This window comes from Rhodococcus sp. BH4, assembly GCF_002079265.1.
Taxonomy (GTDB): Bacteria; Actinomycetota; Actinomycetes; order Mycobacteriales; family Mycobacteriaceae; genus Rhodococcus_F; species Rhodococcus_F qingshengii.
The window spans coordinates 4,003,842-4,027,157 of record NZ_CP014941.1; the positions used below are offsets into that span (position 1 = coordinate 4,003,842).

General features: G+C 62.2%; 21 protein-coding genes. 14 read left to right on the forward strand and 7 right to left on the reverse strand.

Annotated features, from left to right (window positions below; all coding sequences use genetic code 11):
* Nucleotides 1–20: 20 nt before the first annotated feature.
* Nucleotides 21–290, reverse strand: coding sequence for a putative quinol monooxygenase (locus tag A0W34_RS18420; protein WP_232329879.1), 270 nt, complete (start codon nucleotides 288–290; stop codon nucleotides 21–23).
* Nucleotides 291–515: 225 nt separating this feature from the next.
* Here A0W34_RS18420 and A0W34_RS18425 point away from each other — a divergent pair, with 225 nt between their 5' ends.
* Nucleotides 516–2,693: a glutamine synthetase III family protein gene (locus A0W34_RS18425; protein ID WP_081558058.1), complete on the forward strand. Its 2,178-nt coding sequence runs from the start codon at nucleotides 516–518 to the stop codon at nucleotides 2,691–2,693.
* An 83-nt stretch (nucleotides 2,694–2,776) separates the two neighbouring features.
* Here the strand turns inward: A0W34_RS18425 and A0W34_RS18430 are convergent, their stop codons facing one another.
* Complete coding sequence (locus A0W34_RS18430; protein WP_007733338.1) at nucleotides 2,777–4,111, reverse strand: DUF4185 domain-containing protein; 1,335 nt, start codon at nucleotides 4,109–4,111, stop codon at nucleotides 2,777–2,779.
* Nucleotides 4,112–4,381: 270 nt separating this feature from the next.
* On the opposite strand from A0W34_RS18430, the gene gdhA reads away from it, so the two are divergent.
* The 4 genes from gdhA to A0W34_RS33210 all read left to right on the forward strand — a co-directional run bounded on the left by gdhA (nucleotide 4,382) and on the right by A0W34_RS33210 (nucleotide 8,389).
* On the forward strand, nucleotides 4,382–5,725 hold the full coding sequence (gene gdhA, locus A0W34_RS18435) for an NADP-specific glutamate dehydrogenase (RefSeq protein ID WP_003945368.1): 1,344 nt from the start codon (nucleotides 4,382–4,384) through the stop codon (nucleotides 5,723–5,725).
* A gap of 486 nt (nucleotides 5,726–6,211) precedes the next feature.
* Nucleotides 6,212–7,471, forward strand: coding sequence for a PucR family transcriptional regulator (locus A0W34_RS18440; RefSeq protein WP_081558059.1), 1,260 nt, complete (start codon nucleotides 6,212–6,214; stop codon nucleotides 7,469–7,471).
* Nucleotides 7,472–7,834: 363 nt separating this feature from the next.
* Nucleotides 7,835–7,978: a hypothetical protein gene (locus tag A0W34_RS33205; RefSeq protein WP_003945326.1), complete on the forward strand. Its 144-nt coding sequence runs from the start codon at nucleotides 7,835–7,837 to the stop codon at nucleotides 7,976–7,978.
* Nucleotides 7,979–8,221: 243 nt separating this feature from the next.
* A complete protein-coding gene (locus A0W34_RS33210; protein ID WP_003945367.1) occupies nucleotides 8,222–8,389 on the forward strand; it encodes a hypothetical protein in 168 nt (55 codons plus the stop codon).
* Between the two features lie 154 nt (nucleotides 8,390–8,543).
* On the opposite strand, the gene A0W34_RS18445 is transcribed toward A0W34_RS33210, so the two are convergent.
* The 3 genes from A0W34_RS18445 to A0W34_RS18455 are packed head-to-tail and all read right to left on the reverse strand — an operon-like array spanning nucleotide 8,544 to nucleotide 11,144.
* Complete coding sequence (locus A0W34_RS18445) at nucleotides 8,544–8,789, reverse strand: hypothetical protein (protein ID WP_003945295.1); 246 nt, start codon at nucleotides 8,787–8,789, stop codon at nucleotides 8,544–8,546.
* A 13-nt stretch (nucleotides 8,790–8,802) separates the two neighbouring features.
* Nucleotides 8,803–9,975, reverse strand: coding sequence for a fatty acid desaturase family protein (locus A0W34_RS18450; RefSeq protein ID WP_003945297.1), 1,173 nt, complete (start codon nucleotides 9,973–9,975; stop codon nucleotides 8,803–8,805).
* Nucleotides 9,976–10,010: 35 nt separating this feature from the next.
* A complete protein-coding gene (locus A0W34_RS18455) occupies nucleotides 10,011–11,144 on the reverse strand; it encodes a ferredoxin reductase (RefSeq protein WP_050656813.1) in 1,134 nt (377 codons plus the stop codon).
* 168 nt (nucleotides 11,145–11,312) lie between these two features.
* Here A0W34_RS18455 and A0W34_RS18460 point away from each other — a divergent pair, with 168 nt between their 5' ends.
* The 3 genes from A0W34_RS18460 to A0W34_RS18470 all read left to right on the forward strand — a co-directional run bounded on the left by A0W34_RS18460 (nucleotide 11,313) and on the right by A0W34_RS18470 (nucleotide 13,780).
* Nucleotides 11,313–12,008: a TetR family transcriptional regulator gene (locus tag A0W34_RS18460; protein ID WP_081558060.1), complete on the forward strand. Its 696-nt coding sequence runs from the start codon at nucleotides 11,313–11,315 to the stop codon at nucleotides 12,006–12,008.
* Nucleotides 12,009–12,043: 35 nt separating this feature from the next.
* Complete coding sequence (locus A0W34_RS18465; protein ID WP_003945355.1) at nucleotides 12,044–12,883, forward strand: alpha/beta fold hydrolase; 840 nt, start codon at nucleotides 12,044–12,046, stop codon at nucleotides 12,881–12,883.
* Between the two features lie 75 nt (nucleotides 12,884–12,958).
* The gene (locus tag A0W34_RS18470) at nucleotides 12,959–13,780 is read left to right on the forward strand and encodes an acyl-CoA thioesterase (protein WP_007733332.1); all 822 of its coding nucleotides are present in this window, start codon (nucleotides 12,959–12,961) and stop codon (nucleotides 13,778–13,780) included.
* On the opposite strand, the gene A0W34_RS18475 is transcribed toward A0W34_RS18470, so the two are convergent.
* Nucleotides 13,770–15,131 carry an MFS transporter gene (locus tag A0W34_RS18475; protein WP_007733331.1) on the reverse strand — a complete coding sequence of 454 codons (1,362 nt, stop codon included), beginning with the start codon at nucleotides 15,129–15,131 and terminating at the stop codon, nucleotides 13,770–13,772. The two genes, A0W34_RS18470 and A0W34_RS18475, sit on opposite strands and share 11 nt — an antisense overlap.
* Nucleotides 15,132–15,259: 128 nt before the next feature.
* Between A0W34_RS18475 and A0W34_RS18480 the strand changes: the two genes are divergently transcribed.
* The 5 genes from A0W34_RS18480 (at nucleotide 15,260) to lysA (ending at nucleotide 20,830) form a co-directional block, all read left to right on the forward strand.
* Nucleotides 15,260–15,874 (forward strand): PadR family transcriptional regulator, encoded by a 615-nt coding sequence (locus tag A0W34_RS18480; RefSeq protein WP_081558061.1) that lies wholly within the window; start codon nucleotides 15,260–15,262, stop codon nucleotides 15,872–15,874.
* Nucleotides 15,871–17,901: an NADPH-dependent 2,4-dienoyl-CoA reductase gene (locus A0W34_RS18485; protein WP_081558062.1), complete on the forward strand. Its 2,031-nt coding sequence runs from the start codon at nucleotides 15,871–15,873 to the stop codon at nucleotides 17,899–17,901. The genes A0W34_RS18480 and A0W34_RS18485 overlap by 4 nt, the downstream gene beginning before the upstream one ends.
* A 19-nt stretch (nucleotides 17,902–17,920) precedes the next feature.
* Nucleotides 17,921–18,724 carry a mycolate reductase gene (cmrA, locus tag A0W34_RS18490; protein WP_007733327.1) on the forward strand — a complete coding sequence of 268 codons (804 nt, stop codon included), beginning with the start codon at nucleotides 17,921–17,923 and terminating at the stop codon, nucleotides 18,722–18,724.
* 172 nt (nucleotides 18,725–18,896) lie between these two features.
* Nucleotides 18,897–19,334: a hypothetical protein gene (locus A0W34_RS18495; protein ID WP_063316250.1), complete on the forward strand. Its 438-nt coding sequence runs from the start codon at nucleotides 18,897–18,899 to the stop codon at nucleotides 19,332–19,334.
* Between the two features lie 152 nt (nucleotides 19,335–19,486).
* Nucleotides 19,487–20,830, forward strand: a complete 1,344-nt coding sequence (gene lysA, locus A0W34_RS18500; RefSeq protein WP_081558063.1) for a diaminopimelate decarboxylase — start codon at nucleotides 19,487–19,489, stop codon at nucleotides 20,828–20,830.
* 19 nt (nucleotides 20,831–20,849) lie between these two features.
* Here lysA and A0W34_RS18505 read toward each other — a convergent pair whose 3' ends face one another.
* Complete coding sequence (locus tag A0W34_RS18505; RefSeq protein WP_075833688.1) at nucleotides 20,850–22,589, reverse strand: helicase HerA-like domain-containing protein; 1,740 nt, start codon at nucleotides 22,587–22,589, stop codon at nucleotides 20,850–20,852.
* A gap of 120 nt (nucleotides 22,590–22,709) precedes the next feature.
* Between A0W34_RS18505 and orn the strand changes: the two genes are divergently transcribed.
* Nucleotides 22,710–23,309, forward strand: a complete 600-nt coding sequence (gene orn, locus A0W34_RS18510) for an oligoribonuclease (protein ID WP_024487359.1) — start codon at nucleotides 22,710–22,712, stop codon at nucleotides 23,307–23,309.
* Nucleotides 23,310–23,316 lie beyond the last annotated feature (7 nt).

Genomic DNA, 23,316 nt, shown 5'->3' on the forward strand with positions numbered 1-23,316 from the left:
GCTGAGCCCTGATCCCGCCGCTACAGAACCTTCGTGAAGATCTGCGCCGGCGCTGCCGTCTCGAGCTTGTCCAGCGCCTCAACCAACCTGACGAAGTGCTCGGTATGAGTGTGGGCGTCGAGGTGCTCCTGCGATTCCCATTCCTCCGCCAACACGAGCTCGCAGGGATTGTCGGTGCGCTGCAGTAACTCGTAATTGATGCAGCCGACCTCTTTTCGGGTCTCGGTGACAAGTTCTTCGTACAACCGAAGCACTTCCGCGAGATCGCCCTGCTCCACCGTTGTTGGCACCAAAACCCTGATCACAAAGACTCTCCGATTCGTCTGACCCGCGTTGACCCCTCCGCTCGAATTCTGCCGTAGACCTCCGACAGATCGACATTTCCGTTGTGACTCGAAGTTTGCGGACAGGCGCAATATCTACGAAACACCCCCGATACCGGAGGTTCGTAGGGTTTGCCGAAGTCGGGCTCGCAATCAGCAGCGCAGCCCTGGGCCCGGGCGAGGGGTAAGCACATGAGTGGAAATGCAGTTCGCTTGCAAGCGATCAAGGACGTCGAGGCCTACACACCTCCGGTGGTCAGTTTCACGACCGACGAGACACCCGGAGAGGTGTTCGGAGCCAACGTCTTCAACAAGGTGGTCATGCAGAAGCGACTGCCCAAGCTCGTCTACAAATCGGTGATGGCGACGATCGAGCAAGGCAAACCGCTCGATCCCATGGTCGCCGACGCGGTCGCATCCGCGATGAAGGACTGGGCGTTGGAGAAAGGCGCAACCCACTACGCCCACGTCTTCTATCCGCTTACCGGGTTGACCGCCGAGAAGCACGACAGCTTCCTCGAGCCGGTCGGCGACGGCAGTGCACTGGCGGAGTTCGCCGGCAAGACCTTGATCCAAGGTGAACCCGACGCTTCGAGTTTCCCGAACGGCGGGCTGCGCAACACATTCGAGGCTCGCGGATACACCGGCTGGGATGTCACGAGCCCGGCCTACGTTCTCGAAAACCCCAACGGCAACACACTGTGTATCCCGACCGTGTTCGTTTCGATGACCGGCGAAGCGCTCGACCACAAGACTCCCCTGCTGCGTTCACAACAGGCAATGGGTTTCCACGCCGAAAGAATCCTGAAGTTGTTCGGCCACGACGACCCCGAGCACATCGTGTCGTTCTGCGGACCCGAGCAGGAGTACTTCCTGATCGATCGACACTTCTTCCTCGCCCGCCCCGACCTCCTCAACGCCGGCCGAACACTCTTCGGCGCAAAGCCGCCCAAGGGCCAGGAGTTCGACGACCACTACTTCGGGGCGATCCCGGAACGTGTGCTCGGATTCATGATGGACACGGAGCGGGAACTTTTCAAACTCGGTATCCCCGCCAAGACGCGGCACAACGAGGTTGCGCCCGGCCAGTTCGAAATCGCCCCGATGTTCGAGCGAGGCAACATCGCCGCGGACCACCAGCAGTTGCTGATGACCACTTTCAAGACAATCGCCAAGAAGCACGGCATGGAATGTCTGTTCCACGAGAAGCCGTTCGACGGTGTCAACGGCTCCGGCAAGCACGTCAACTTCTCGCTGGGCAACTCCGAACTCGGCAGTTTGCTTGTCCCCGGCGACAATCCGCATGACAACGCCCAGTTCCTCGTATTCTGCGCCGCCGTCATCCGGGCCGTCCACAAATACGCCGGCCTCCTGCGCGCGTCGGTCGCATCGGCAACCAACGATCACCGCCTCGGCGCCAACGAGGCTCCCCCGGCCATCATTTCGATCTTCCTCGGCGATCAACTGGCCGACGTCTTCGAGCAGATCGCCAAGGGCGCGGCGACATCGTCGAAGGACAAGGGCACCATGATGATCGGAGCCGACACCCTTCCCGTCCTGCCGACCGATCCGGGCGACCGCAACCGCACGAGCCCATTTGCCTTCACCGGCAACCGTTTCGAGTTCCGCGCGCCAGGATCGCTGCAAACAGTCAACGGCCCGATGGTCACCATCAACACGATCATGGCCGAGGCCTTGGACTACATGGCCACCGAACTGGAGGCCGCGGTCGCCGACGGCGCGGATTTCGACACCGCCGTCCAGAATCTGCTCACCGAGATCATCACCAACCACGGTGCGGTTGTCTTCAACGGCGACGGTTACTCGGAGAACTGGCAGATCGAGGCCGAGTCTCGCGGTCTGCCGAACCTTCGCACGACGCTGGACGCCCTTCCTGAACTGATCACCGAGTCCTCGATGGAACTCTTCGAGAAGTACAAGGTCTTCAACCACCGAGAGATGCACAGTCGCTACGAGGTCGGCCTCGAACAGTACGCACTGAGCATCGGCGTCGAGGCACGCCTGGCCGCTGAAATCGGTACGACGCTGATCCTTCCGGCCGCAGTGCGCCACCAGACGGAAGTTGCGCAGAACTTCGTCGCGCTGAAGTCCGCCGGCCTCGAACCGGATTCTGCTCCGCTCGAAGAAGTGTCGGCGCCCGTTGCGGTTCTGCGCACAGCGCTCGCGTCCCTGCGCGCAGCGATCGACACCAATGCCGGCGAGTCGCCATTCGATCAGGCCAAGCACGCACAGGACGCACTCCTGCCCGCCATGGCAGAGGTACGTGCAGCGGCCGACTTCCTCGAAACCATCGTCGCCGACGATCACTGGCCACTCCCGACGTATCAGGAAATGCTCTTCATTCTCTGAGCATCACCCGAATATCACTACCCACAGAACTATGGCCTGCAACTCGATCGAGTTGCAGGCCATAGTTGTCGAATCTTGCTCGGCTAGCGGTCTTCCGGCATCGTGACTTCGAGGACGCGAGCCTCACCGGTGGTCGCGGGGTCAGGACGATCGCGCGAATCCGACGACGCCATCTGGAGTCCGTTCAAATCGGTCCGCATGTAGATGACGTTGTAACGGTCCCACGTGGTGGCGACGAATTCGAGGAACTGTCCGCTCGCCCACGGGTGCATAAATCCGCCGTACAACGCGGGCAACGTGATTCCACTCAACAGGGTCTGCGTACCACTCCACGGGCCTTGCGGTTGGTCGGCCTGACGGATCACCAGGTTGCCCTCGGCACTGGTGTACATGGCAACGTACTTGTTCAGGTAGTCGTTCCACTGCACTGCGAGTTCACTGACCGGTGCCTTGATGACCTGAACGGCATCGGTATCTCGCGGACTCCAACCGGAGCCGTCCCAGTATTCGTAGGCGCCGAGATTTCTGATGTCGGCGCCGGCCACTCGCGCCAGGATCGCCTTACCGAAACGACCTGAGGGAGTTCCGTATTCGTAGATGTAGCCGTCCCGACCGTCGAGGAAGGCGCTCTGCTGGAAGTTGGAATTGATCGGCGATACTGCCGGAATCCCCGGAATGCCAAGTCCTTCGGTATTGGCGCGAACTGTCGCCGGATCGAGTTCCCAGTTCTCACCGTTGTCCGTGGAGAAAGCCAGAGCCGAGTAGTTGGTGGTCCAGGCTCCAGGTTCGTCCCACGACCGAACGGACATGAATCTGATGTACTGCACACCACCGTAAGAGATTCCAGCGGTCGGGATGGTGGTGAACTCACCCGGAATGCCGAATCCCGGAATGATCTCCTTGGAATGATTGGGGCCGTCCAAAGGAGAACTGTCGATCTTCATCCCGTCGGCAATGGCGGTGTCGTTGCTGCGGAACAATACGTTGCTGCGCCAGTCGTCACCCGGGGTGTCGCAGTCGCCCACCGTGTCGCCGAATGCCATCAGCACGTCGTGATCCGGCCCCGAAAGACCGTTGTCCCACATGATTCCGAGGTCGGTACCCGACACGTTGAACCGCTCGATGGTGTTGTTGGGACTGCCTGGGCCAGTGACCATTTCGATCGCCTTGGTCCGGCCGGTCAGCACCGGCAGAGCACCGTTGGGGGCGCCGGTGATCCAAGGCAGCGCGTTGGCGAGGGAGCCGGTACCGGCGGAACCACTGCCAAGTGATCCGGTCAGCGAGCCGAGCGAACCCGTCATCGATCCGGCGGAACCACTTCCTCCCGACCCACACGGTCCGCCGATCGCCGACGCAGACGGTGCTGCGGCAATCGTCGCGGCAATCGTGACGACGCCTATCGACAACATCGCCGACATGGAGTGTTTTTTACGCACGTGCAGCCCCTCTGATCATTTCGACTCCCGTTCGGACCACAGGCACAGTGATCCCCGACCGCAGAAGCAAACCATTTGGACTGTGTTAAGAGAGTGAAAGCTGAGCAAATTGTTATAAATCGCCCGTTCAACTGACACAAGTGACAGCTGTGTCCGATTTCACCTTCACAGGACAGTTGTCCGATACAGCAATAAAGGCGCCTAGTATGTAACGGAAATGTAAAAGAGTTCTCACAACGAGGTAGGTGAGCGGTGTCCGTACGTGACCGCGTAGCGCAGATTTACGATCAGGTTTTGGTTCGCAATGCAGGAGAGCCCGAGTTCCATCAGGCCGCCGCAGAGGTCTTCGAGTCTCTTCACGTAGTGCTCGAACGCCACCCCCGCTACGCCGACGCCGGACTCATCGAGCGGCTCTGCGAGCCGGAACGCCAGATCATCTTCCGCGTGCCGTGGACCGACGACCAGGGCAACGTTCACGTCAACCGTGGCTTCCGCGTGCAGTACAACAGTGCACTCGGCCCCTACAAGGGCGGCCTGCGCTTCCACCCCAGCGTCAACCTGGGCATCGTGAAGTTCCTCGGCTTCGAGCAGATCTTCAAGAACTCACTCACCGGCCTGCCCATCGGCGGCGGCAAGGGTGGCTCGGACTTCGATCCCAAGGGCCGCTCCGACGCAGAGGTCATGCGCTTCTGTCAGTCCTTCATGACCGAACTGCAGCGTCACATCGGTGAATACACCGACGTTCCGGCCGGCGACATCGGCGTCGGCGGTCGCGAGATCGGCTACCTGTTCGGTCAGTACAAGCGGCTGACCAACACGTACGAGTCGGGCGTCCTCACCGGCAAGGGCATCACCTGGGGCGGATCGCAGGTTCGCACCGAGGCCACCGGCTACGGCGTCGCGTACTTCGTCGCCGAAATGCTCAAGGCAAAGGGTGAAGGCCTCGAAGGCAAGAACGTCGTGATCTCCGGATCCGGCAATGTCGCCATCTACGCAATCCAGAAGATCCACCAGCTCGGCGGCGTCGCGATCGCCTGCTCGGATTCCTCGGGATACATCGTGGACAAGAAGGGCATCGATCTCGACCTCCTCAAGGAGATCAAGGAAGTTCGCCGCGGCCGCATCAGCGAGTACGCCGACGCAGTTCCGCATGCCGAGTTCATCGCCGACGGTTCCATCTGGGACGTGCCGTGCGACGTCGCACTCCCCTGCGCGACTCAGAACGAGCTCGACGAAGATGCCGCAAAGACCTTGATCGCCAACGGAGTTCAGGCCGTTGCCGAAGGCGCGAACATGCCCACCACCCCCGGTGGCATCCAGCTCTTCCGTGACGCGAACGTAGCCTTCGCGCCCGGCAAGGCGGCCAACGCCGGTGGCGTTGCAACCTCCGCCCTCGAAATGCAGCAGAATGCTTCGCGTGATTCCTGGAGCTTCGAGTACACCGACGAGCGTCTCGCCGGAATCATGCGCGGCATTCACAAGCGCACCATCAACACCGCTGCCGAGTACGGAAAGCCGGGCGACTACGTGCACGGCGCGAACATTGCCGGCTTCGTGAAGGTGGCCGACGCCATGATTTCGCTGGGCGTCATCTAGAGATTTCCGCAATACAGACAGCAGTACAAAAAGGGGTGATTTCACCCTGAACCGGTTCCCGTACATCGGACTGGTCGAATCAATACCTAGGCCTCGAGGGCCCTGGGTCCGCGAGGACCCAGGGCCCTCGAGCTTGATCTGAGCAAATCGCCCGCGACGAGCACCGTAGGCGCCGGCAATGATCCCAGACGGAACTCGTGGTGTCCTCCGAATCCGTTTTCCGCTCTGACGTCGAAAAACACCGTAAGTGGACGATTGTTTAGGTCCGCAGCGCGTGGGGCATATGGACTTATCTTCACATTTGTCCATTTCACAGTTGGACGATCGTTCATGTGGTAGAAATCACAACGCCTGGCGCAATTCGATCCGCAAATTTCAGCGGCGAGTATGCCCCCGAACAAGGCCTCAGCGTGTACCCCGCTTCGTAACGCGCCGAGCCTCCGGGTGCCTGTGCCAGGCGACGCACCTGTCTAGAGGAGGCCACCCATGTCCCCAGCGCTGCTGAACAACCCGGGACCGCTCATGTTGGGAGGCAAGCCCGCCTCCACAGCGGTCAACGACGTCATCCCACTGGCAAGCGATCTCGTAGATCACCTGTCCCGTGCCAACCCGACGTTGACTTCCCTCCAAACGGAGGCAGTTCGTCGGGAACTGATTGCGGTGATCGTGCAGGGGCTCCAAGTGGGGATCCAGCTGCTGGATCACCGCAAACTTCCCACCGACCAAGAGTTGGACGGCATTCACACGATGACCGTCCAACAAGCATTGAAAGGCGTGCCACTCAGCGCGATCCTCAACTTGACCAACGAGGGCATCAGCACTTTTCGCACCCTCATCCTCAGCCGGGCCGACGCCGAGGACTCCGCCAATCTCGGGGATCTCAACGAGTTCTTGTTCGCACTTGCGCAGCGGCTTCACTCGTTCATCTCGATCAGCTATCTCTCGGCTCTTCCAGCCGGTTCCCAACTCGGGGAATACTCCGCCGGCGCCCTCGTGAAGGCCATGCTGGACGGCGACGATCCCACCCAGCTTGCGTTGCAGATGGGCGTTGAACTCGCACCCCGCTATCTCTTCCTGCGGCTCCTGGTGAACCTGCCGCCCATCCGCCCGGGAGCACGCAACGGCAACCACCAGCGCATACAGGCCTACCGTGACCTCTCCGTCGCTCAATCGAAAATCGCGGCACACTTCGGGTCGGCACTGCTCGAAGCTCCTGCACCGCAACGTGGTCTGGTGCTGATCGAGGGCACGCCCGACTGGGGAACAGTGTGCGAGGTCATCCAACGTGCACGCGCGACGGTCGGGGTGGAGATCACAGCAATCGCCGAGAACGCAGCGGTACGAGATATCGCCGCCGCCCAAGCAACCACTCACGAATTGGCGCAACTCGTGCGGCGCCTGAGACTGCCGGCGCGGTCCTACCGAATGGAAGACCTCGCGCTCGAGTATCAACTCACTCGGGGTGGCGCAGGCCGCGACAGCTTGATCAATCTTCTCAAGCCACTCGACGGCAATCCGGAACTGCTGCAGACATTGTCCATACATCTCGCCAACGGCCAGCATCGTCAGCGCACCGCGTCGGCGCTCGGCCTGCACACCAACACCATCGACAATCGAATCAAGCGCATCGCAACCCTGACCGGATTGGATCCGGCCCTGCCCTCTGAACTGCTCAAACTGCGCGCTGCCATGATCTCGCTGACTTTCGCAAGCACTGATGTGGACAATCGTCCAGCGAAAATGTGAACACTCACATCCTCGCTATTAGCTGTCCACGTGTGGCGCCTGGACCCCACTTTTCCGCTCCGAACCGGGCTATAAAAGTGTGGTGCGAATCACCGCGCAAACCAGTAACAATTAAGGGGAAACACATGATCAACGGCCAGGATAACGCTCTCCTCGGTGCCTTCTTCGACACCATCCTGCAGCTCTTCAACGCGGGCAGCACCGGCACGGGCTCGACGGATGGCGGCGGCGTCTCCTAGGACGAATCTCGGGCCCTGTGCGAGAGAATCTCTCGCACAGGGCCCGCTCCAAGCCGCCTGACACTGTGATGGCGGTGACCACGGTGACCACCACGTCGCCACCGCTGAAACCAGGAGCAAGCACATGATCGCCGCACCAACCACAGGCGCTTTGGCCGTCGTTTTGAACACCGTCCTACAGATGTTCAACGCCGGCAGCAGTTTCCTCTACACCGACAACTCTCCGATTGGCGGCGGCGGCGAAACTCCCACGACGCCTGCTCCCTGATCGACTTACCCGCTCGCATCACACAGTCGCGGCACAGACAGGAACCACCGTGATAAACCAGCACACCCTGGGCAGCCTGGTCATCGACTTCGGCTCACTCTCCCGAGCACTCGGCTTCGGCAACGGCTCCATCGTGTCGCTCGGCAGCACCGGAAGTGGCTGAAACAGCCCGCCTGACCACGTCGACGATCCCGTCGCCGCTCACCTTCTCACCACATCTCGAAACAGAAAGCAGGTCCCCCTGTGCCTACAATTCCGCTCACCGGCGACCCCATCGTCATCAACATCATCGTCCAGCTACTGAGCGCGGGCAGCAGCAATGCACTCGCACTGGGCGGAGTCGGTAGCAGCGGTCTCGGTAGCACCGGGCTCGGCAGCTTCGACTCGGCGAGCCTCGGCAGCGCTGCTTAGGACCTCACTTGTGATCGGCGTTCGATCCGCGTCTTCGGCCGCCGAGGCAGTCCACGAAACCCGCGTTGCCCTCCGTCATCTGTGACGGAGGGCAACGCGGTCGTTCAGGCGAGACGGCTCGCGGTTACGCGATCAGGCCGTCCGCCGCGGTGAATCAACGCCAGTCTTCAGGTGGATCGCTGTCGTCGTGCTCGATGGTCACGGACTCCGAACGATCGTCAGCTGCAGCCTTTTTCGCTGCTTCACGCATCTCGATTCCGTCGGACACCCAGTCGCCGATCTCGCGCGTCACGTCTCGAACGGCCCCGGCGATGATCATCGCGATCGAGCCCACGTGGTTGGCTGCACTTTCGGTCAGTTCCTGGACCGTGTCCTTGCGGCGTTCGAATTTCCCGACCATCAGTGTGTGCCTCTCAGGCTGCAGTTCGCTGGCGCTCGACGATAACACCGGGAGGGGTCGTCGACTTGACCAAACCGGGCGGAAGAGCGAGCTTGAAGATCTTGCCCCATACCGAACCGATCTGCTTGAAGAACCCACCGGTGTTGTACGGCAAACCGTACTTCCCGCACAATTCTTTCACCTGGGGAGCGAGTTCCGGATAACGATGCGCAGGCAGGTCCGGGAACAGGTGGTGCTCGATCTGGTGCGAGAGGTTGCCGGACATGATGTGGAAGAGCGGGCTTCCCTCGATGTTGGCGCTGCCGAGCATCTGACGCACGTACCACTGCCCGCGAGTCTCGTCGGCCGTCTCGTCCTCGGTGAAACTCTGGACACCGGTGGGGAAATGGCCACAGAAGATGATCGAGTACGTCCACACGTTCCGGACCAGGTTGGCGGTGACATTCCCCGCGAGAGTGGTCACGAACAGCGGCCCCGTGAGAACCGGGAAGATGACGTAGTCCTTGAGGACTTGCTTGCCCGCCTTGTTCCACCAGCCCTTCAGGAGCGGCTTGACGTCGTGCCACTTGCGTTTGCCCTGGATGACGTTCTCGATCTCGAGATCGTGCATCATCACGCCCCACTCGAAGAGCACCATCAAGGCGAAGGCCCAGACCGGATTACCGAGGTAATAGGGGTTCCACTTCTGCGCGTCGTCGATACGCAGGATGCCGTATCCGATGTCACGGTCTTTGCCGAGAATATTGGTGTACGTGTGATGCATGTAGTTGTGCGAGTGACGCCACTGGTCGGCCGGGCACACCGTATCCCATTCGAAGACTTCGGAATTGAGCCCTGGTTCACGCATCCAGTCGTACTGACCGTGCATGACGTTGTGGCCGATCTCCATGTTGTCGAGGATCTTGGACACGCTCAATGCACCGACTGCCGCGAGCCACACCGGAGGCAGGAAGCCGAGGTACATCAAGCCGCGACCTGCGACCTCGAACCCGCGCTGAGCCTTGATGATCTTGTAGATGTACTCCCGATCCTCCGCCCCGAGCGAGGCGACGGTGCGATCGCGCAATGCGTCCAACTCGCGGCCGATCTCCTCGACCTGCTCGTACGTCAGGACGACGGGAGCGTCGTCCTTCGCATCGGAACCGTTGCCGAGGAACGGGAGGGTGGGAAGTGAAAGTCCAAACATGTCGGTCTCCAGACAGTCGTGTGGAAAATGGGACTTCAGATGTCGACGGTGACGTCGCCGACGGGAGCACTGACGCACAGCTGGATCTTCTTGTCCGGCTCGTCGTCTGTCTCACCGGTGCGCACGTTTCGGGTACGGCCCGCCTTCTTGACGGAGGTGCAGGAGAAGCAGATTCCCATCCGGCATCCGTACTCGGGATTGAGGCCCGCAGCTTCTGCTTGTTCGAGAAGTGTTTCGCCGGAGTTCTCGGCCGCCACCCCACTTTTGGTGAATGACACCTCGCCGCCGGCCTCCCCCGGCTCGGCCACCGCCGGCGCGAACTCCTCGGTGTTGAGCAAGTGCTCGACGTCGACCTCACGGAACACCTCACGCACTCCCCGCATCAGTCCGGGAGGTCCGCAGAGATAAGCCTGAGCGTCGATCGTGTCCGGATCGGCGATCCAAGGAGCCACCGCGTCGAGGTGCCCGCGATCGAAGAAACCTTCGAGGTCACCTCCACCGCTTTCGGTGTACACGAGTACCAGTTTCACGTTCGGGTTCTGCTCGGCGATGGTCTTCAGCGCGCGCGTGTACGCCACGTCGGCATCGGTGTTCGCGTAATGCACGAACACGATCTCGCCCGAGTGCTGCTCCTCCACCAGCGTCCGAAGCATCGACATGACCGGGGTGATTCCACTGCCGCCACTGATCAACAACACCCGACGCGGGCGGTCGACGGGAAGGGAGAACACCCCGTCTGCCTGCGAGAGGCTGACAACGAGCCCGGGCGCTGCGTTGGCGTACAGATACTGCGACACCAAGCCACCCGGATGGGCTTTGACGGTGAGCTCGATCAGCCCGCTGCGCGTAGACGCGCCCCCGGCCGGCGAGTAGCAGCGAGTGTGACGAACACCGTCGATCACCACGCCCAACTGCACGAACTGGCCCGCCTGAAAACCGCGCCACTGGCGCGTCGGGCGCAGCGTGAGAGTGACGGAGTCAGCCGTCGGATGGTCGACAGCGACAACCTGCGCGCGAATGTCACGAACGGTCGCCATCGGGTTGACCAACTCGAGGTATCGGTCGATCTGATGTGGAGCAGCCATGGCTTCGATCAGTCCCACCAAGGACAGTCCGCGCCGAGGTGTGGACTTCGGTGTCGTGTTCTCAGGAGCAGATGCGATTGTCATGACCCTCCTCGTACTTCGATTGCCGGGTATCTCGATTGCTGCGCTAGCTTCCCCCGACTGCGTGAATTCAGTGTACAAATGTTCACCGAAGATAGTGTGACAGGTGCACACAAGTACATGTCAACAAGAATGTGATCCGAGTTACACGAGTTGCCGAAAGGAGCCGGAATGCCTGTACCTACACTCGACGTCGTGACGAAGGCCGGACCGGTGAACCCAGAGCGCAGGGAACCCGACAACAGGGAGCCGGAAAGTCGTGCCGCAAAGAAGGAACGCACACGCCAAGCGCTCCTGGACACTGCCATGGACCTCTCGGCCGATCGGGGCTTCGCCGGAATCAGCTTGCGAGAGGTAGCCAGGGAAGCCGGGATCGTTCCGACTGCGTTCTACCGCCACTTCGCTTCACTGGAGGACGTCGGTGTCGTCCTCGTCGAAGAGAGCATGCGCATGTTGCGCCAGATGCTGCGCGACGCAAGGCGTAATCCCAGCACCAAGGACGCCGCTCCGTCACTGGGCATCCTTGTGCGACAAGTGCATACACACGAGCGACAGTTTCGGTTCCTCTGCCGCGAACGCTACAGCGGCGTCAGTGAGGTACGACGTGCGATAGCCACTGAAATGCGGTTGTTCGTCAGCGAACTGACCATCGACCTCTCCAGAATTGCCGGACTGGAAAGCTGGTCGTCGGACGATCTGGAAATGGCTGCCGACCTGATCGTCTCGACGATGTTCAGCGCTGTCGTCGAACTGCTGGACGCCGGGACGGCCGGGTATCGCGACGAAGCCGCCGTCATCACACGAGCCGAGAAGCAACTGCGAGTCATCATGCTCGGAATGGCCACCTGGAATCCACCTCGAAACTGACCTCGGGTTCACCTTTTCGACGTACGGTGAGAGTCATGTCTTCCACGAGTACATACGAAATCCCCGTTGGCGACCTCACCTTCGACGTACTGATCTCGGGCCCGGACGACGGCATTCCGCTGGTAGCGCTGCACGGCTTCCCGGAGAGCGCCGCATCCTGGGGCAAGGTCACACCACTGCTCACCGCAGCGGGCTACCGCGTTATCGCACCGAATCAGCGCGGTTACTCCGCCGGCGCGCGCCCCGAAGGGGTGGATGCCTACAAGATCGAGCATCTGGTAGCCGACGTCGTCGGATTGCTCGACGCACTCGGCCTGTCCGACGCGCATCTGGTCGGCCACGACTGGGGTTCGGCGGTCGCCTGGCAGGTCGCCGGTCGCCATCCGAACCGGATCCGCAGTCTGACCGCGATCTCGGTCCCCCACCCCACCGCCTTCGGCTGGGCACTCCGCGAGGACGAGGACCAAAAACAACGCTCGTCGTACATCGGACTTCTCCGACAGGAGGGCAAAGCCGAGGAAGTGTTGTCGGAGGACAACTTTCGCCGGCTGCGCGCTATGTTCGACGGCCAGATCGATCCTGAATTCGCCGACGAGCACATTCGTGTCCTGAGCGGGGAGGGCGCGCTGACCGGCGCCTTGAACTGGTACCGCGCGATGACCCGCGACTTCGGCGACATCGATCGCACCACCGTGCCGACCACGTATGTCTGGAGCACCGGCGACACAGCGCTCGGCCGCGCAGGCGCAGAACGCTGTGGTGAATTCGTGGACGCCCCCTACGAGTTCGTCGTGCTCGACGGCGGAAGTCACTGGATTCCGGAAGAGCGAGCCGAAGAGTTGGCCGAGGCGATCCTCGCACGTGCAGGATCCTGATCGCCGCGACGAATTCGGCTCTATGTATGTTGTCATACATAGAGCCGAATTGATTCCATCACCAGGAGTTCTGCGATGACCGAGACCGTTGCACCACCCCATCCTTTCGACGCTGCTGTCGGATTGACGCCACTCACCGCCGGCTTGTCGACCGGCGAGACCAATCCGGCGTACAACAACATGGTCGGGCCGTTCGGCGGCGTCACCGCTGCCACGTTGCTCGAATCTGTACTGAAGCACCCCGAACGCCTCGGCGATCCGCTGTCGTTGACCGTCAACTTTGCCGGTCCGATCACCGAGGGCGCCTTCGAGATCTCCGCGCGGCCGGTGCGCACCAACCGCTCGACGCAACACTGGTCCATCGAACTTTCTCAGGACGGAACCGTCGCCACTACCGCGACGGCAGTGTTCGGTACCAGGCGTGAAACCTGGTCGTCTACCGAGATCACGATGCCGGAAGTTCCGTCGGCCGAAGACGTTACGCTGCTGCCGTTCCCCGAGTTCATCGCCTGGGCACAGAACTACGAAATGCGCTTTGTCGAGGGTGCGATCCCCGACCTGGAGTCGGGCGAGCATCCCGACTCGACAACGACGCTCTGGGTGCGCGATCAACCGGCACGCGCTCTCGACTTCACGTCGCTGACCGCACTGTGCGATGTCTTCTTCCCACGAGTTTTCTTGCGCCGAGGCAAGATGGCACCGGCTGGGACGGTCTCGATGACCATCTACTTCCACGCCGACGCTCAGACGCTGACCGAACAGGCAGACAATTCCGTGCTGGGAACCGCGCGGACCCAACGGTTCGGCAACGGGTACTTCGATCAGTCGGCCGAAATTTGGGGCAGTGACGGCGCATTGCTCGCTACGACACACCAGTTGGTCTACTTCAAGGATTGACGGGCAGCGCACTGTCCCCTTCCGGCGCCTTCACCATCGACAATGCGGCAAGGCCGACGCCGAGAACCACCAGCAGTCCGATGATGCCGGCACGGTCTGCACCGAAGAGCCATGCGAACAGGCCGAACAGTGTCGGTGCCAAAAACGACACTGCTCGGCCTGTGGTCGCATACAGGCCGAACATCTGACCTTCACGCCCAGGCGGGGTGATGCGCGCCAGGAAGGTTCGTGCCGAAGACTGAGCGGGCCCGACGAAGAGGCAGAGCGCGAGACCGAAGATCCAGAACATCACCGGCCCGGACACCGCGATCAGGATCGCGCCGACCACGATCATCGACGCCAGCGAGACGGTGATGACCTGTTTCGGTCCGATCCGATCGTCGAAACGTCCGGCCACCAATGCACCGATTGCGGAAATCACGTTGGCCGCAACACCGAACAACAGCACGTCGGCCGCACTGATTCCGTAGACGTTGACAGCCAGCACGGCTCCGAAGGTGAACACGCCCGCGAGACCGTCACGAAAGAGCGCGCTCGCGATCAGGTACCAGATCGTGCGCCTGTCGACGTTCCAGAGTTCGCGCAGATCGCGCCACAACACCCGATAGGAGTCGAGGAACCCGGCCTTGGACGCTCCCGGATCGACCGCGGGGCTGGGCAACTCGGGAACCTTGAAGAACACCGGAATCGCGAAGACCGCGAACCACACTGCAGCCAGCAGTGCCACCATCCGGATGTTCATGCCGCCGTCGGTGGTCAATCCGAGGAATCCCCGAGTGTCGCCGTCGCCGACGATGAACCCGAAGTAGCACAGCAACAGCAGCACGATTCCGCCGAAATATCCCATGGCCCAGCCGAAGCCGGAGACTCTACCCAGATTCTCCGGTGTCGACACCTGCCGCATCATGGCGTTGTAGGGAACGCCGGCAAGCTCGAAGATCACCGAACCGATTGCGAGCAGAACCAATCCGAGCCACAGATAGCGGTAGTTGTCCTCGACGAAGTAGAGGCCCGCCATCGAGAGCACGGTGATGCCGGTCAGTATCGCGAGCGAGAGTTTACGTTTACCCGACGCATCGAAACGTTGTCCGGTGATCGGAGCGAGAATCGCAATGAAGAAGCCGGCGATTCCGAGTGCCCAGCTGAGCCACGTAGTTGCCGAAATCGTGCCGGGAAGGTCGTCACCGACCGCGTCGGTGAGATAGACCGAGAAGACGAACGTGAGGATCACTGCGTTGAATGCGGCCGATCCCCAATCCCACAGCCCCCATGCGAACACTTGACTCTTCGTGGCCGCACCGCCGATGCCTGCGGGTGGCTCTGCCTGCGTGCTCGTGGACTCGGCGCTCATACGGCGAAGCCTAACTGCGCGCGGGCGACTCGGCGCCTCTCTCCGAAGTCGACATACAAGACGCTCTATGCACCCGAGTTAGTACGCACTTAGTTGCATACGCACCTGAGTGCATAGATACTTTTTCCATGGCACTCGAACATGCGTTGCTCGTCTCCCTGTCCAAACAGGATGCGTCGGGATACGACCTCACACGCCGGTTCGACAAGTCGATCGGCTTCTTCCACAGCGCGACGCACCAGCAGATCTACCGAGTCCTCAAGCGAATGGACGAGGCAGGCTGGGTGGAGGTGGAGGCCATCGCGCAGGACGGCCGACCGGACAAGAAAATGTACCGCGTCAGCGATGCCGGCCGCGCCGAACTGACCCGATGGATCGCAGAGCCGTCCGAACCGAACCACCTGCGCAACGAGTTGGCCATCAAGATCAGGGCCGCTGCGCACGCCGATCTCCCCGCTCTACGACGCGAAGTCGCTCGCCACCGCGACGGCCACGCCGCCCGCCTCGACGTCTACCGACTCATCGAAAAGCGTGACTTCCCCAATCCAGCAGCGCTTTCCGGCTCTTCACTGCACCAGTACCTCGTACTTCGCGGCGGCATCCGCGTCGAAGAAGGATTCACCGACTGGTGCCAGGAAGTTCTGGACGCATTGCCCACTGGCGAGTACGCCACCGAAGACACTGGCGAGCCCGCCACCGAAGACACTGGCGAGTACGCCACGGAAGGACATCTTCAGTCATGACGGATACACAGTTCCCCCGCCTGCTCGAACCGCTCGACCTCGGATTCACGACGCTGAAGAACCGCGTCGTCATGGGATCGATCCACACCGGCCTCGAAGATCGCGCGAAGGACACCGACCGCCTGGCCGAGTACTTCGCCGAACGTGCCCGTGGCGGAGTCGGCTTGATCATCACCGGCGGCTACGCGCCCAACCGCACCGGTTGGCTCTTACCCTTCGGCGCCAAGCTGACCAACCGCATCGAAGCGCGCCGTCACCGCCGGATCACCAAGGCGGTTCACGACGCGGGTGGAAAGATCGCCATGCAGATCCTGCACGCCGGCCGCTACAGCTACCAGCCGTTCAGTGTCTCCGCGTCGTCGATCAAGGCCCCCATCAATCCGTTCCGTCCGCGCAAGCTGACCGGCCGTGGGGTGCGTTGGCAGATCCGCAACTACGTTCGCTGCGCGCGTCTGGCCAAGTCCGCGGGTTACGACGGCGTCGAAATCATGGGCGGTGAGGGCTACTTCATCAACCAGTTCCTCTGCGAGCGCACGAACAAGCGCACCGACCAGTGGGGCGGCAGTTCCGAGAACCGTCGACGCATGGCAGTCGAAATCGTGCGACGCACACGCAAGGCCGTCGGCCCGAACTTCATCATCGTGTTCCGGTTGTCGATGGCAGACCTGGTCGAGGGCGGTCAGACCTGGGATGAAATCGTCTCGTTGGCAAAGGAAGTCGAAGCTGCCGGCGCCACGATCATCAACACCGACATCGGATGGCACGAGTCACGGGTGCCCACCATCGTCACCTCGGTTCCCCGAGCAGCCTTCGTGGACATCACGGGCAAGCTCGAGAAGCACGTCGGCATTCCGGTAGCCGCCTCGAATCGGATCAACATGCCCGAGACTGCCGAAGAGATCCTCAACCGCGGTGACGCGCAGTTGATTTCGATGGCCAGGCCGATGCTCGCCGATCCCGACTGGGTGAACAAGGCAGAACGCGGAGCGTCCGACGAGATCAACACGTGCATTGCCTGCAACCAAGCCTGCCTCGACCACGCCTTCGTTCACAAGCAGGTCTCCTGCCTGCTCAATCCGCGCGCGGGCCGTGAGACCACGCTGATCCTCTCCCCCACTCGGCGGACCAAGAATCTCGCCGTCGTCGGCGCCGGTCCTGCCGGACTTTCCGCAGCACTCAATCTTGCTCAGCGTGGTCATTCGGTCACGTTGTTCGAGGCCTCGGACAAGATCGGCGGGCAATTCGGGATCGCACAGCTCATTCCGGGTAAGGAAGAGTTCGCCGAGACCATTCGCTACTACACCCGCATGCTGGACGTGGCCGGAGTGACGGTCAAGCTCGAAACCCGCGTCGCACCGGCAGATCTCATCGGCTCCTTCGACGAAGTCGTGGTTGCCACCGGCGTGACGCCGCGGGTTCCCAAGATCCCCGGCATCGAGAACCCGAAGGTGCTGACCTACGCCGAGGTCGTCCGAGAGGGCAAGCCCGTCGGCAAGTCCGTCGCCGTCATCGGTGCCGGCGGCATCGGCGTCGACGTGAGCGAATTCCTCACGCACCCCACTTCCCCCACTCTTCATCTCAAGGAGTGGAAGCAGGAATGGGGCGTCACCGAACCCGAAATGGCCCCGGGCGCTCTCACCACTCCGGTACCGGAGCTCTCCGAGCGGGAGGTCTATCTCCTCCAACGCAAGCCAGGACGCATCGGCGCCGGCCTCGCGAAGACCACCGGCTGGGTCCACCGGGCGGCCCTCAAGAACAAGGGCGTCCACGAGCTCTCGGGCGTCAACTACGAGCGCATCGACGACGCCGGCCTGCATATCACCTTCGGTGAGAAGCACGAGAAGCCCCGACTTCTCGAGGTCGACACCATCGTCATCTGCGCCGGGCAGGAGTCGGTTCGCGATCTCGTGGACGAACTGACCGTCGCGGGTGTGGTGACCCACATCATCGGCGGCGCGGATGTCGCTGGCGAACTCGACGCCAAGCGTGCCATCGAACAGGGCACACGACTGGCCGCGAAGATCTGACCGGCTACGCTGACTGATCGTGAGCCTGCCGACACCCACAACCACAGCCCGCGCCGTCGTGACCGGCGCCTCCTCCGGCATCGGAGAGGCACTGGCCGCTGATCTGGCATCACGCGGACACTCCCTGATCCTCGTTGCCCGTCGTGGCGAGGTCATGGAGGCCCTCGCCGAGAAGCTTCGCGCCGCGCACGGCGTCGAGGTGGAGGTCCGTGCATCGGACCTCTCCGACAGCGCGGCGCGTGCCGTTCTGGTCGAGGAACTCGGTGGCCGCGACATCAGCATCCTGTGCAACAACGCCGGTATCGCCACCTTCGGGCCGATCGCCGAGCTGGACCCGGCCTACGAGCGCGACCAGGTCGAGCTCAACGCCGTTGCAGTGCACGATCTCACGCTGGCCGTGCTGCCCGGCATGCTCGCGCGCAAGTCCGGAGCCATCCTGATGGTCGGGTCCGCGGCCGGAAACATGCCGATCCCCAACAACGCGACGTACGCCGCCACCAAGGCGTTCGTGAACACCTTCGCGGAATCGTTGCGAGGTGAACTCAAGGGCACCGGAGTGAACGTCACCCTGCTCGCCCCAGGCCCCGTACGCACCGAAACCCCGGACCCGGCCGAAGCGTCGATCGTCGACAAGCTCGTCCCGGACTTCTTCTGGATCTCGAGCGAGTACACCGCCAAGGTCTCGCTCGACGGCCTGGCCGAGAACAAGATGCGCGTCGTACCGGGCATCTTGAGCAAGGCGATGTCCGTCGCGGGCGGTTACAGCCCGCGTGCCGTCGTTGCGCCGATCGTGGGCACGTTCTACAAGAAGCTCGGCGGCTGATTCACTCAAACTTCTCAGAGCAGGCCATAGCAGACCATATAGTCGGTTAATGGTGATGCGAAGAACACTGGCAGTCGGGGCAATCCTTCTTTTGAACGGAGGGTTGCCCTTACTGCTGCCCACGGCAGCGAATGCATGTTCGTGCGCATCATCGGCTACCCCGGAAGAAGCCGTGAGCGTCTCCAGCACCGTTTTCCTCGGGACTCCGACGGAGAAAACTTCGGACGGGTTCGAGGACACCTACCTGTTCGACGTCAGCCGGGTCTACAAAGGCGATCTGGCATCGGTGACGTCGGTGGGGACACTCGCGAACGGGAACGGTTGTGGCACAAGCTACGTGCTCGGCACCGAGCAGCTGATGTTCGTTTCTGCGCCGTACGACGTCGACGCCGAGCACGAGGGGCACAGCTGCGGGCCGGCTACCGAAACCGGGTTCGACATCCAAGCGGCGGTCGAGTCCGTGTACGGCGCCGGTTACGCCCCGAGTGCCGGCGGAACTCCGTCCGTTGGTGTGTCCGCCGACCGATCGACGGTCATCGGCGGAGGCGCCGCGGTGGCATTGCTCGCGGTGCTCGGTTGGTTCGGATGGAGGCGGCGGCGAGCACAGTGAGTCGACAGGCACAGTAAGCCGAGGCCGTCAGAGCCGCGTCAACCTCGTTCGGCGGCGCGTCAAGTAAGCGTCAAGATCCGCTCCACCGGTGATCTTCGGGAGTAGATCTGAAAGTAGCCCGCAACACGGCGGGTCACCTTCAGGAGATCGACGTGACGCTACTCGAAATCTTCCCCTCCCTACGCGGCGCAATGACACCGCGTATGGATCCTGCGTTGCGGCCCATCAGTACTCGCCACGACCACAGCGGGCGTGTCTGCATCGGCGACGTCTCCCTCGAAGAGATCGCGGACCAGTACGGCACACCGACGTACGTCGTCGACGAGGCGGACGTGCGGCACCGCTGCCGCACGTATCGAGAGATCTTCCCCGACTCGGAGATCGTGTACGCCGGCAAGGCATTGATGATTCGAGCGATGGCTACCTGGGTCTCCGACGAGGGACTCGGGGTGGATGTCTGTTCCGCCGGTGAACTCGCCGTCGCGCTTGCCGCGGGCGTGGACCCCCACCGAATCATCCTGCACGGCAATGCCAAATCGGTTTCCGAACTGAGGGCGGCGGTCAACGCGGGTGTCGGCCGGATCGTCCTCGACTCCCCCAGCGAAGCGGTACGGCTCGCGTCGGTGTGCACCCACCGACAGAAGGTGTTGGTCAGAGTCACACCCGGCATCGACATACACGGACACAAGGCAGTGTCCACGGGCATCGTGGACCAAAAGTTCGGCCTACCAGCGTTTTCCGAAGAACTGGAACATACGGTATCCGTCGTCGCCAACGCGACGCACCTGCAGCTCATCGGCCTGCATTGCCATCTCGGCTCCCAGATCACCGATCCCGAACTCTTCCGCCCCGCGATCGAGACGATGATCGCACAGATGGACGACATACGACGCTCGCATCGAATCATCCTCACCGAACTCGATCTCGGCGGTGGCCATGGGATCGCCTACGTGCCGGGAGATGCCCAATTGGATTTGACCCGCCTCGCTCACGTCATCGACGAAACTCTCGACGACGCGTGCACCCGAAACCGCTTCCCTCGCCCCGAAATCGTGCTCGAGCCTGGCCGAGCGATCGCTGCGCGGGCCGGAGTCACGCTCTATCGCGTACAGAACATCAAGTCGATCAGCGGGGGACGAACCTTCGTCTCCGTCGACGGCGGGATGAGCGACAACCCTCGGGTGTCGTTGTACGACAGCCACTACGACGTCGAACTGGTGAACCGACATTCGCGCGCACCGCTCCAGGAAGTCACCGTCGCCGGGCGACACTGCGAATCGGGCGACGAAATTGCCGTCGGAGCAAGGCTTCCCGCCGACCTACATGAAGGTGACCTGTTGGCAGTGCCGTGTACGGGCGCATACCACCACAGCATGGCCTCCACCTACAACAGCGTCGGCCGGCCGCCGGTCGTCGCCGTGCTGGGCGGGATTGCGCGGCCGTTGATCAGGCGCGAATCGATCAACGACCTGCTGGCCCGCGAGGTCGGCATCTGACCTCGCGGGCGCCTGAGCCTCAGCGCCTGCGGCGACTACCGGTGCCGAAGATGTTTCGCGAAATCTCGCGTCCCGCAGCCGAAGCCGCCGAGCGCAGGAAACTCTTGACAGCCGAGTTGCCCAAGATCTGCTCGGCGATGTTGGGGCCCTCCGGCTCGGCCGGCGACGGTGGCGGCAGATCGGGCAGCGACGGAAGATCCAGGGACTGATCCGCTGTCGGAGCACCGGCCACCTTGGCCGTCAGCTTCTCGTACGCCGACTCGCGGTCGATGGTCTGGCCGTACTTCTGATTCAGGGGACTCGACAACGCGGCCGCCTTGATCGCGTCGTTGCCGATGGTGTCCATCAGCGACCTCGGAGGACGAATCTTGGTCCAGGCCACCGGCGTCGGCGCACCCTTTTCCGAGAGTACGGTCACGATGGCTTCACCGATGCCGAGTGAAGTCAGTGCCTTTTCCAGGTCGTAGTGCTCGGTCTTCGGGTACGTGCGGACGGTCTTGTTGAGGGCTTTCTGATCGTCGGGCGTGAATGCACGCAGGGCGTGCTGAACCCGCGCACCCAACTGTGACAGCACCGAATTCGGAATGTCGGTCGGAAGTTGTGTGCAGAAGAACACGCCGACGCCCTTGGAACGAATGAGCTTGACCGTCTGTTCGACCTGCTGCAGGAAGGCCTTCGACGCGTCCGCGAACAGAAGGTGCGCCTCGTCGAAGATGAACACGAGCTTCGGCTTGTCCAGATCTCCCTCTTCGGGCAGCGTCTGGAACAGGTCCGCGAGCACCCACATCAGGAAGGTGGAGAACATTGCCGGGCGCGCCGCCTGGGCACCGAGTTCGAACAGCGTGATCACACCGGCACCGCCGACGACACGCAGCAGATCCTCGGTTTCGAGTTCTGGTTCACCGAAGAAGGTGTCACCACCATCTGCTTCGAGGTTGACCAACGCGCGCAGAATCACTCCCGCCGTCGCCGAGGAAACTCCGCCGATACCCTTCAGATCGGCCTTGCCCTCAGCGCTCGTCAGGTGGGCGATGACCGAACGCAGATCCTTGAGGTCCAGCAGGGCGAGGCCCTGAGTGTCGGCCCAGTGGAAGATCAGCCCGAGTGTCGATTCCTGGGTCTCGTTGAGGCCCAACACTTTACTGAGCAGGATCGGCCCGAAACTGGTGATGGTCGCGCGCACCGGGATACCGATTCCGTCCGTTCCCAACGACAAGAACTCGACTGGCATCCCAGCGGGAGTCCACGAATCGTCGCCCGTCTCGACTGCGCGAGACTTCATCTTCTCGCTCGGATCCCCCGCCTTCGACAGACCCGAGAGATCGCCCTTGACGTCGGCCATCACAACCGGCACACCCGCGGCGGACAGCTGCTCGGCGATGCCCTGCAACGTCTTGGTCTTGCCGGTACCCGTCGCACCGGCGATCAGACCGTGACGGTTGATCGTCGCCAACGGAATCCGCACCCGCGCGGTGGGATCTGCCACACCGTCGATCACCACCGAGCCGAGCTCGAGTGCCCGCCCCTCAGATGAATAGCCCGCCGCGATTTCAGCGGCAGCACCCGAGGGCGCCTGAGCAGCGGGGGTGGCTCCGGCCGATGCTTCGGCCTCAGCGGCAGCCGCTTCCTTCTCTGCTTCCTCAGCTGCTGCCGCGGCTTCAGCTGCAATCCGAGCGGCTTCGGCAGCGGCAGCCTTGGCAGCTTTCGCCTTCTCCGCCGGCGTCAGCGGCGCTGCTCCGTCCTTCGGATCCACGGTCATCGAAAAGCCCTCCTCGTTGCAATGCGGCGAAGTTCTTGTCATCACCCGAACGCCGTCTCACACACGTCGAGTTTCCACCGCAGACCTTATCCCGCGCCCGCGCGCACTACTGTGTTCCTGGTGCAGGACAAATTGGTATGGATCGATTGTGAAATGACCGGGCTGCGACTCGAGTCGGACAAACTCATCGAGATTGCGGCTCTGGTGACCGACAGCGACTTGAACATCTTGGGCGAAGGTGTGGACATCGTCATCCACGCCGACGACGACGCGTTGGCTGCAATGCCCGACGTCGTGAAGAAGATGCACGCAAAGTCGGGACTGACCGAAGAGGTTCGTAAGTCGACGGTCACCCTCGCCGAGGCGGAGAAAGAGGTGCTCGCGTACATCCGCAAGCACGTTCCCGTCGCCGGTACGGCACCCTTGGCAGGTAATTCCATCGCCACCGACCGCGGATTCATCTCACGCGACATGACGGCACTGGACACATACCTGCACTACCGGATGATCGACGTCAGCTCCATCAAGGAACTCTCCCGCCGCTGGTACCCGCGAATCTACTTCGGCCAGCCCGAAAAAGGTCTCGCCCACCGGGCACTCGCCGACATCAAGGAATCCATCCGCGAACTCAAGTACTACCGCGGCACTGCATTCGTCGCGGCGCCCGGACCGTCGAGCGCGGAGATTGCAGCCGTCGTAGAGGGCTTGGGTCCCGCCTGACCTGCCG

Excerpts from the sequence above, each read along its gene's own strand:
- A0W34_RS18485 (WP_081558062.1), top strand. The coding sequence starts at position 15,871 with ATGACGGATACACAGTTCCCCCGCCTGCTCGAACCGCTCGACCTCGGA.
- A0W34_RS18475 (WP_007733331.1), bottom strand. The coding sequence starts at position 15,131 with ATGAGCGCCGAGTCCACGAGCACGCAGGCAGAGCCACCCGCAGGCATC.
- A0W34_RS18505 (WP_075833688.1), bottom strand. The coding sequence starts at position 22,589 with ATGACCGTGGATCCGAAGGACGGAGCAGCGCCGCTGACGCCGGCGGAG.
- A0W34_RS18440 (WP_081558059.1), top strand. The coding sequence starts at position 6,212 with ATGTCCCCAGCGCTGCTGAACAACCCGGGACCGCTCATGTTGGGAGGC.
- A0W34_RS18430 (WP_007733338.1), bottom strand. The coding sequence starts at position 4,111 with ATGTCGGCGATGTTGTCGATAGGCGTCGTCACGATTGCCGCGACGATT.
- A0W34_RS18480 (WP_081558061.1), top strand. The coding sequence starts at position 15,260 with ATGGCACTCGAACATGCGTTGCTCGTCTCCCTGTCCAAACAGGATGCG.
- A0W34_RS18470 (WP_007733332.1), top strand. The coding sequence starts at position 12,959 with ATGACCGAGACCGTTGCACCACCCCATCCTTTCGACGCTGCTGTCGGA.
- A0W34_RS18460 (WP_081558060.1), top strand. The coding sequence starts at position 11,313 with ATGCCTGTACCTACACTCGACGTCGTGACGAAGGCCGGACCGGTGAAC.
- A0W34_RS18425 (WP_081558058.1), top strand. The coding sequence starts at position 516 with ATGAGTGGAAATGCAGTTCGCTTGCAAGCGATCAAGGACGTCGAGGCC.
- A0W34_RS18455 (WP_050656813.1), bottom strand. The coding sequence starts at position 11,144 with ATGACAATCGCATCTGCTCCTGAGAACACGACACCGAAGTCCACACCT.
- A0W34_RS33205 (WP_003945326.1), top strand. The coding sequence starts at position 7,835 with ATGATCGCCGCACCAACCACAGGCGCTTTGGCCGTCGTTTTGAACACC.
- A0W34_RS18465 (WP_003945355.1), top strand. The coding sequence starts at position 12,044 with ATGTCTTCCACGAGTACATACGAAATCCCCGTTGGCGACCTCACCTTC.
- A0W34_RS18450 (WP_003945297.1), bottom strand. The coding sequence starts at position 9,975 with ATGTTTGGACTTTCACTTCCCACCCTCCCGTTCCTCGGCAACGGTTCC.
- A0W34_RS18445 (WP_003945295.1), bottom strand. The coding sequence starts at position 8,789 with ATGGTCGGGAAATTCGAACGCCGCAAGGACACGGTCCAGGAACTGACC.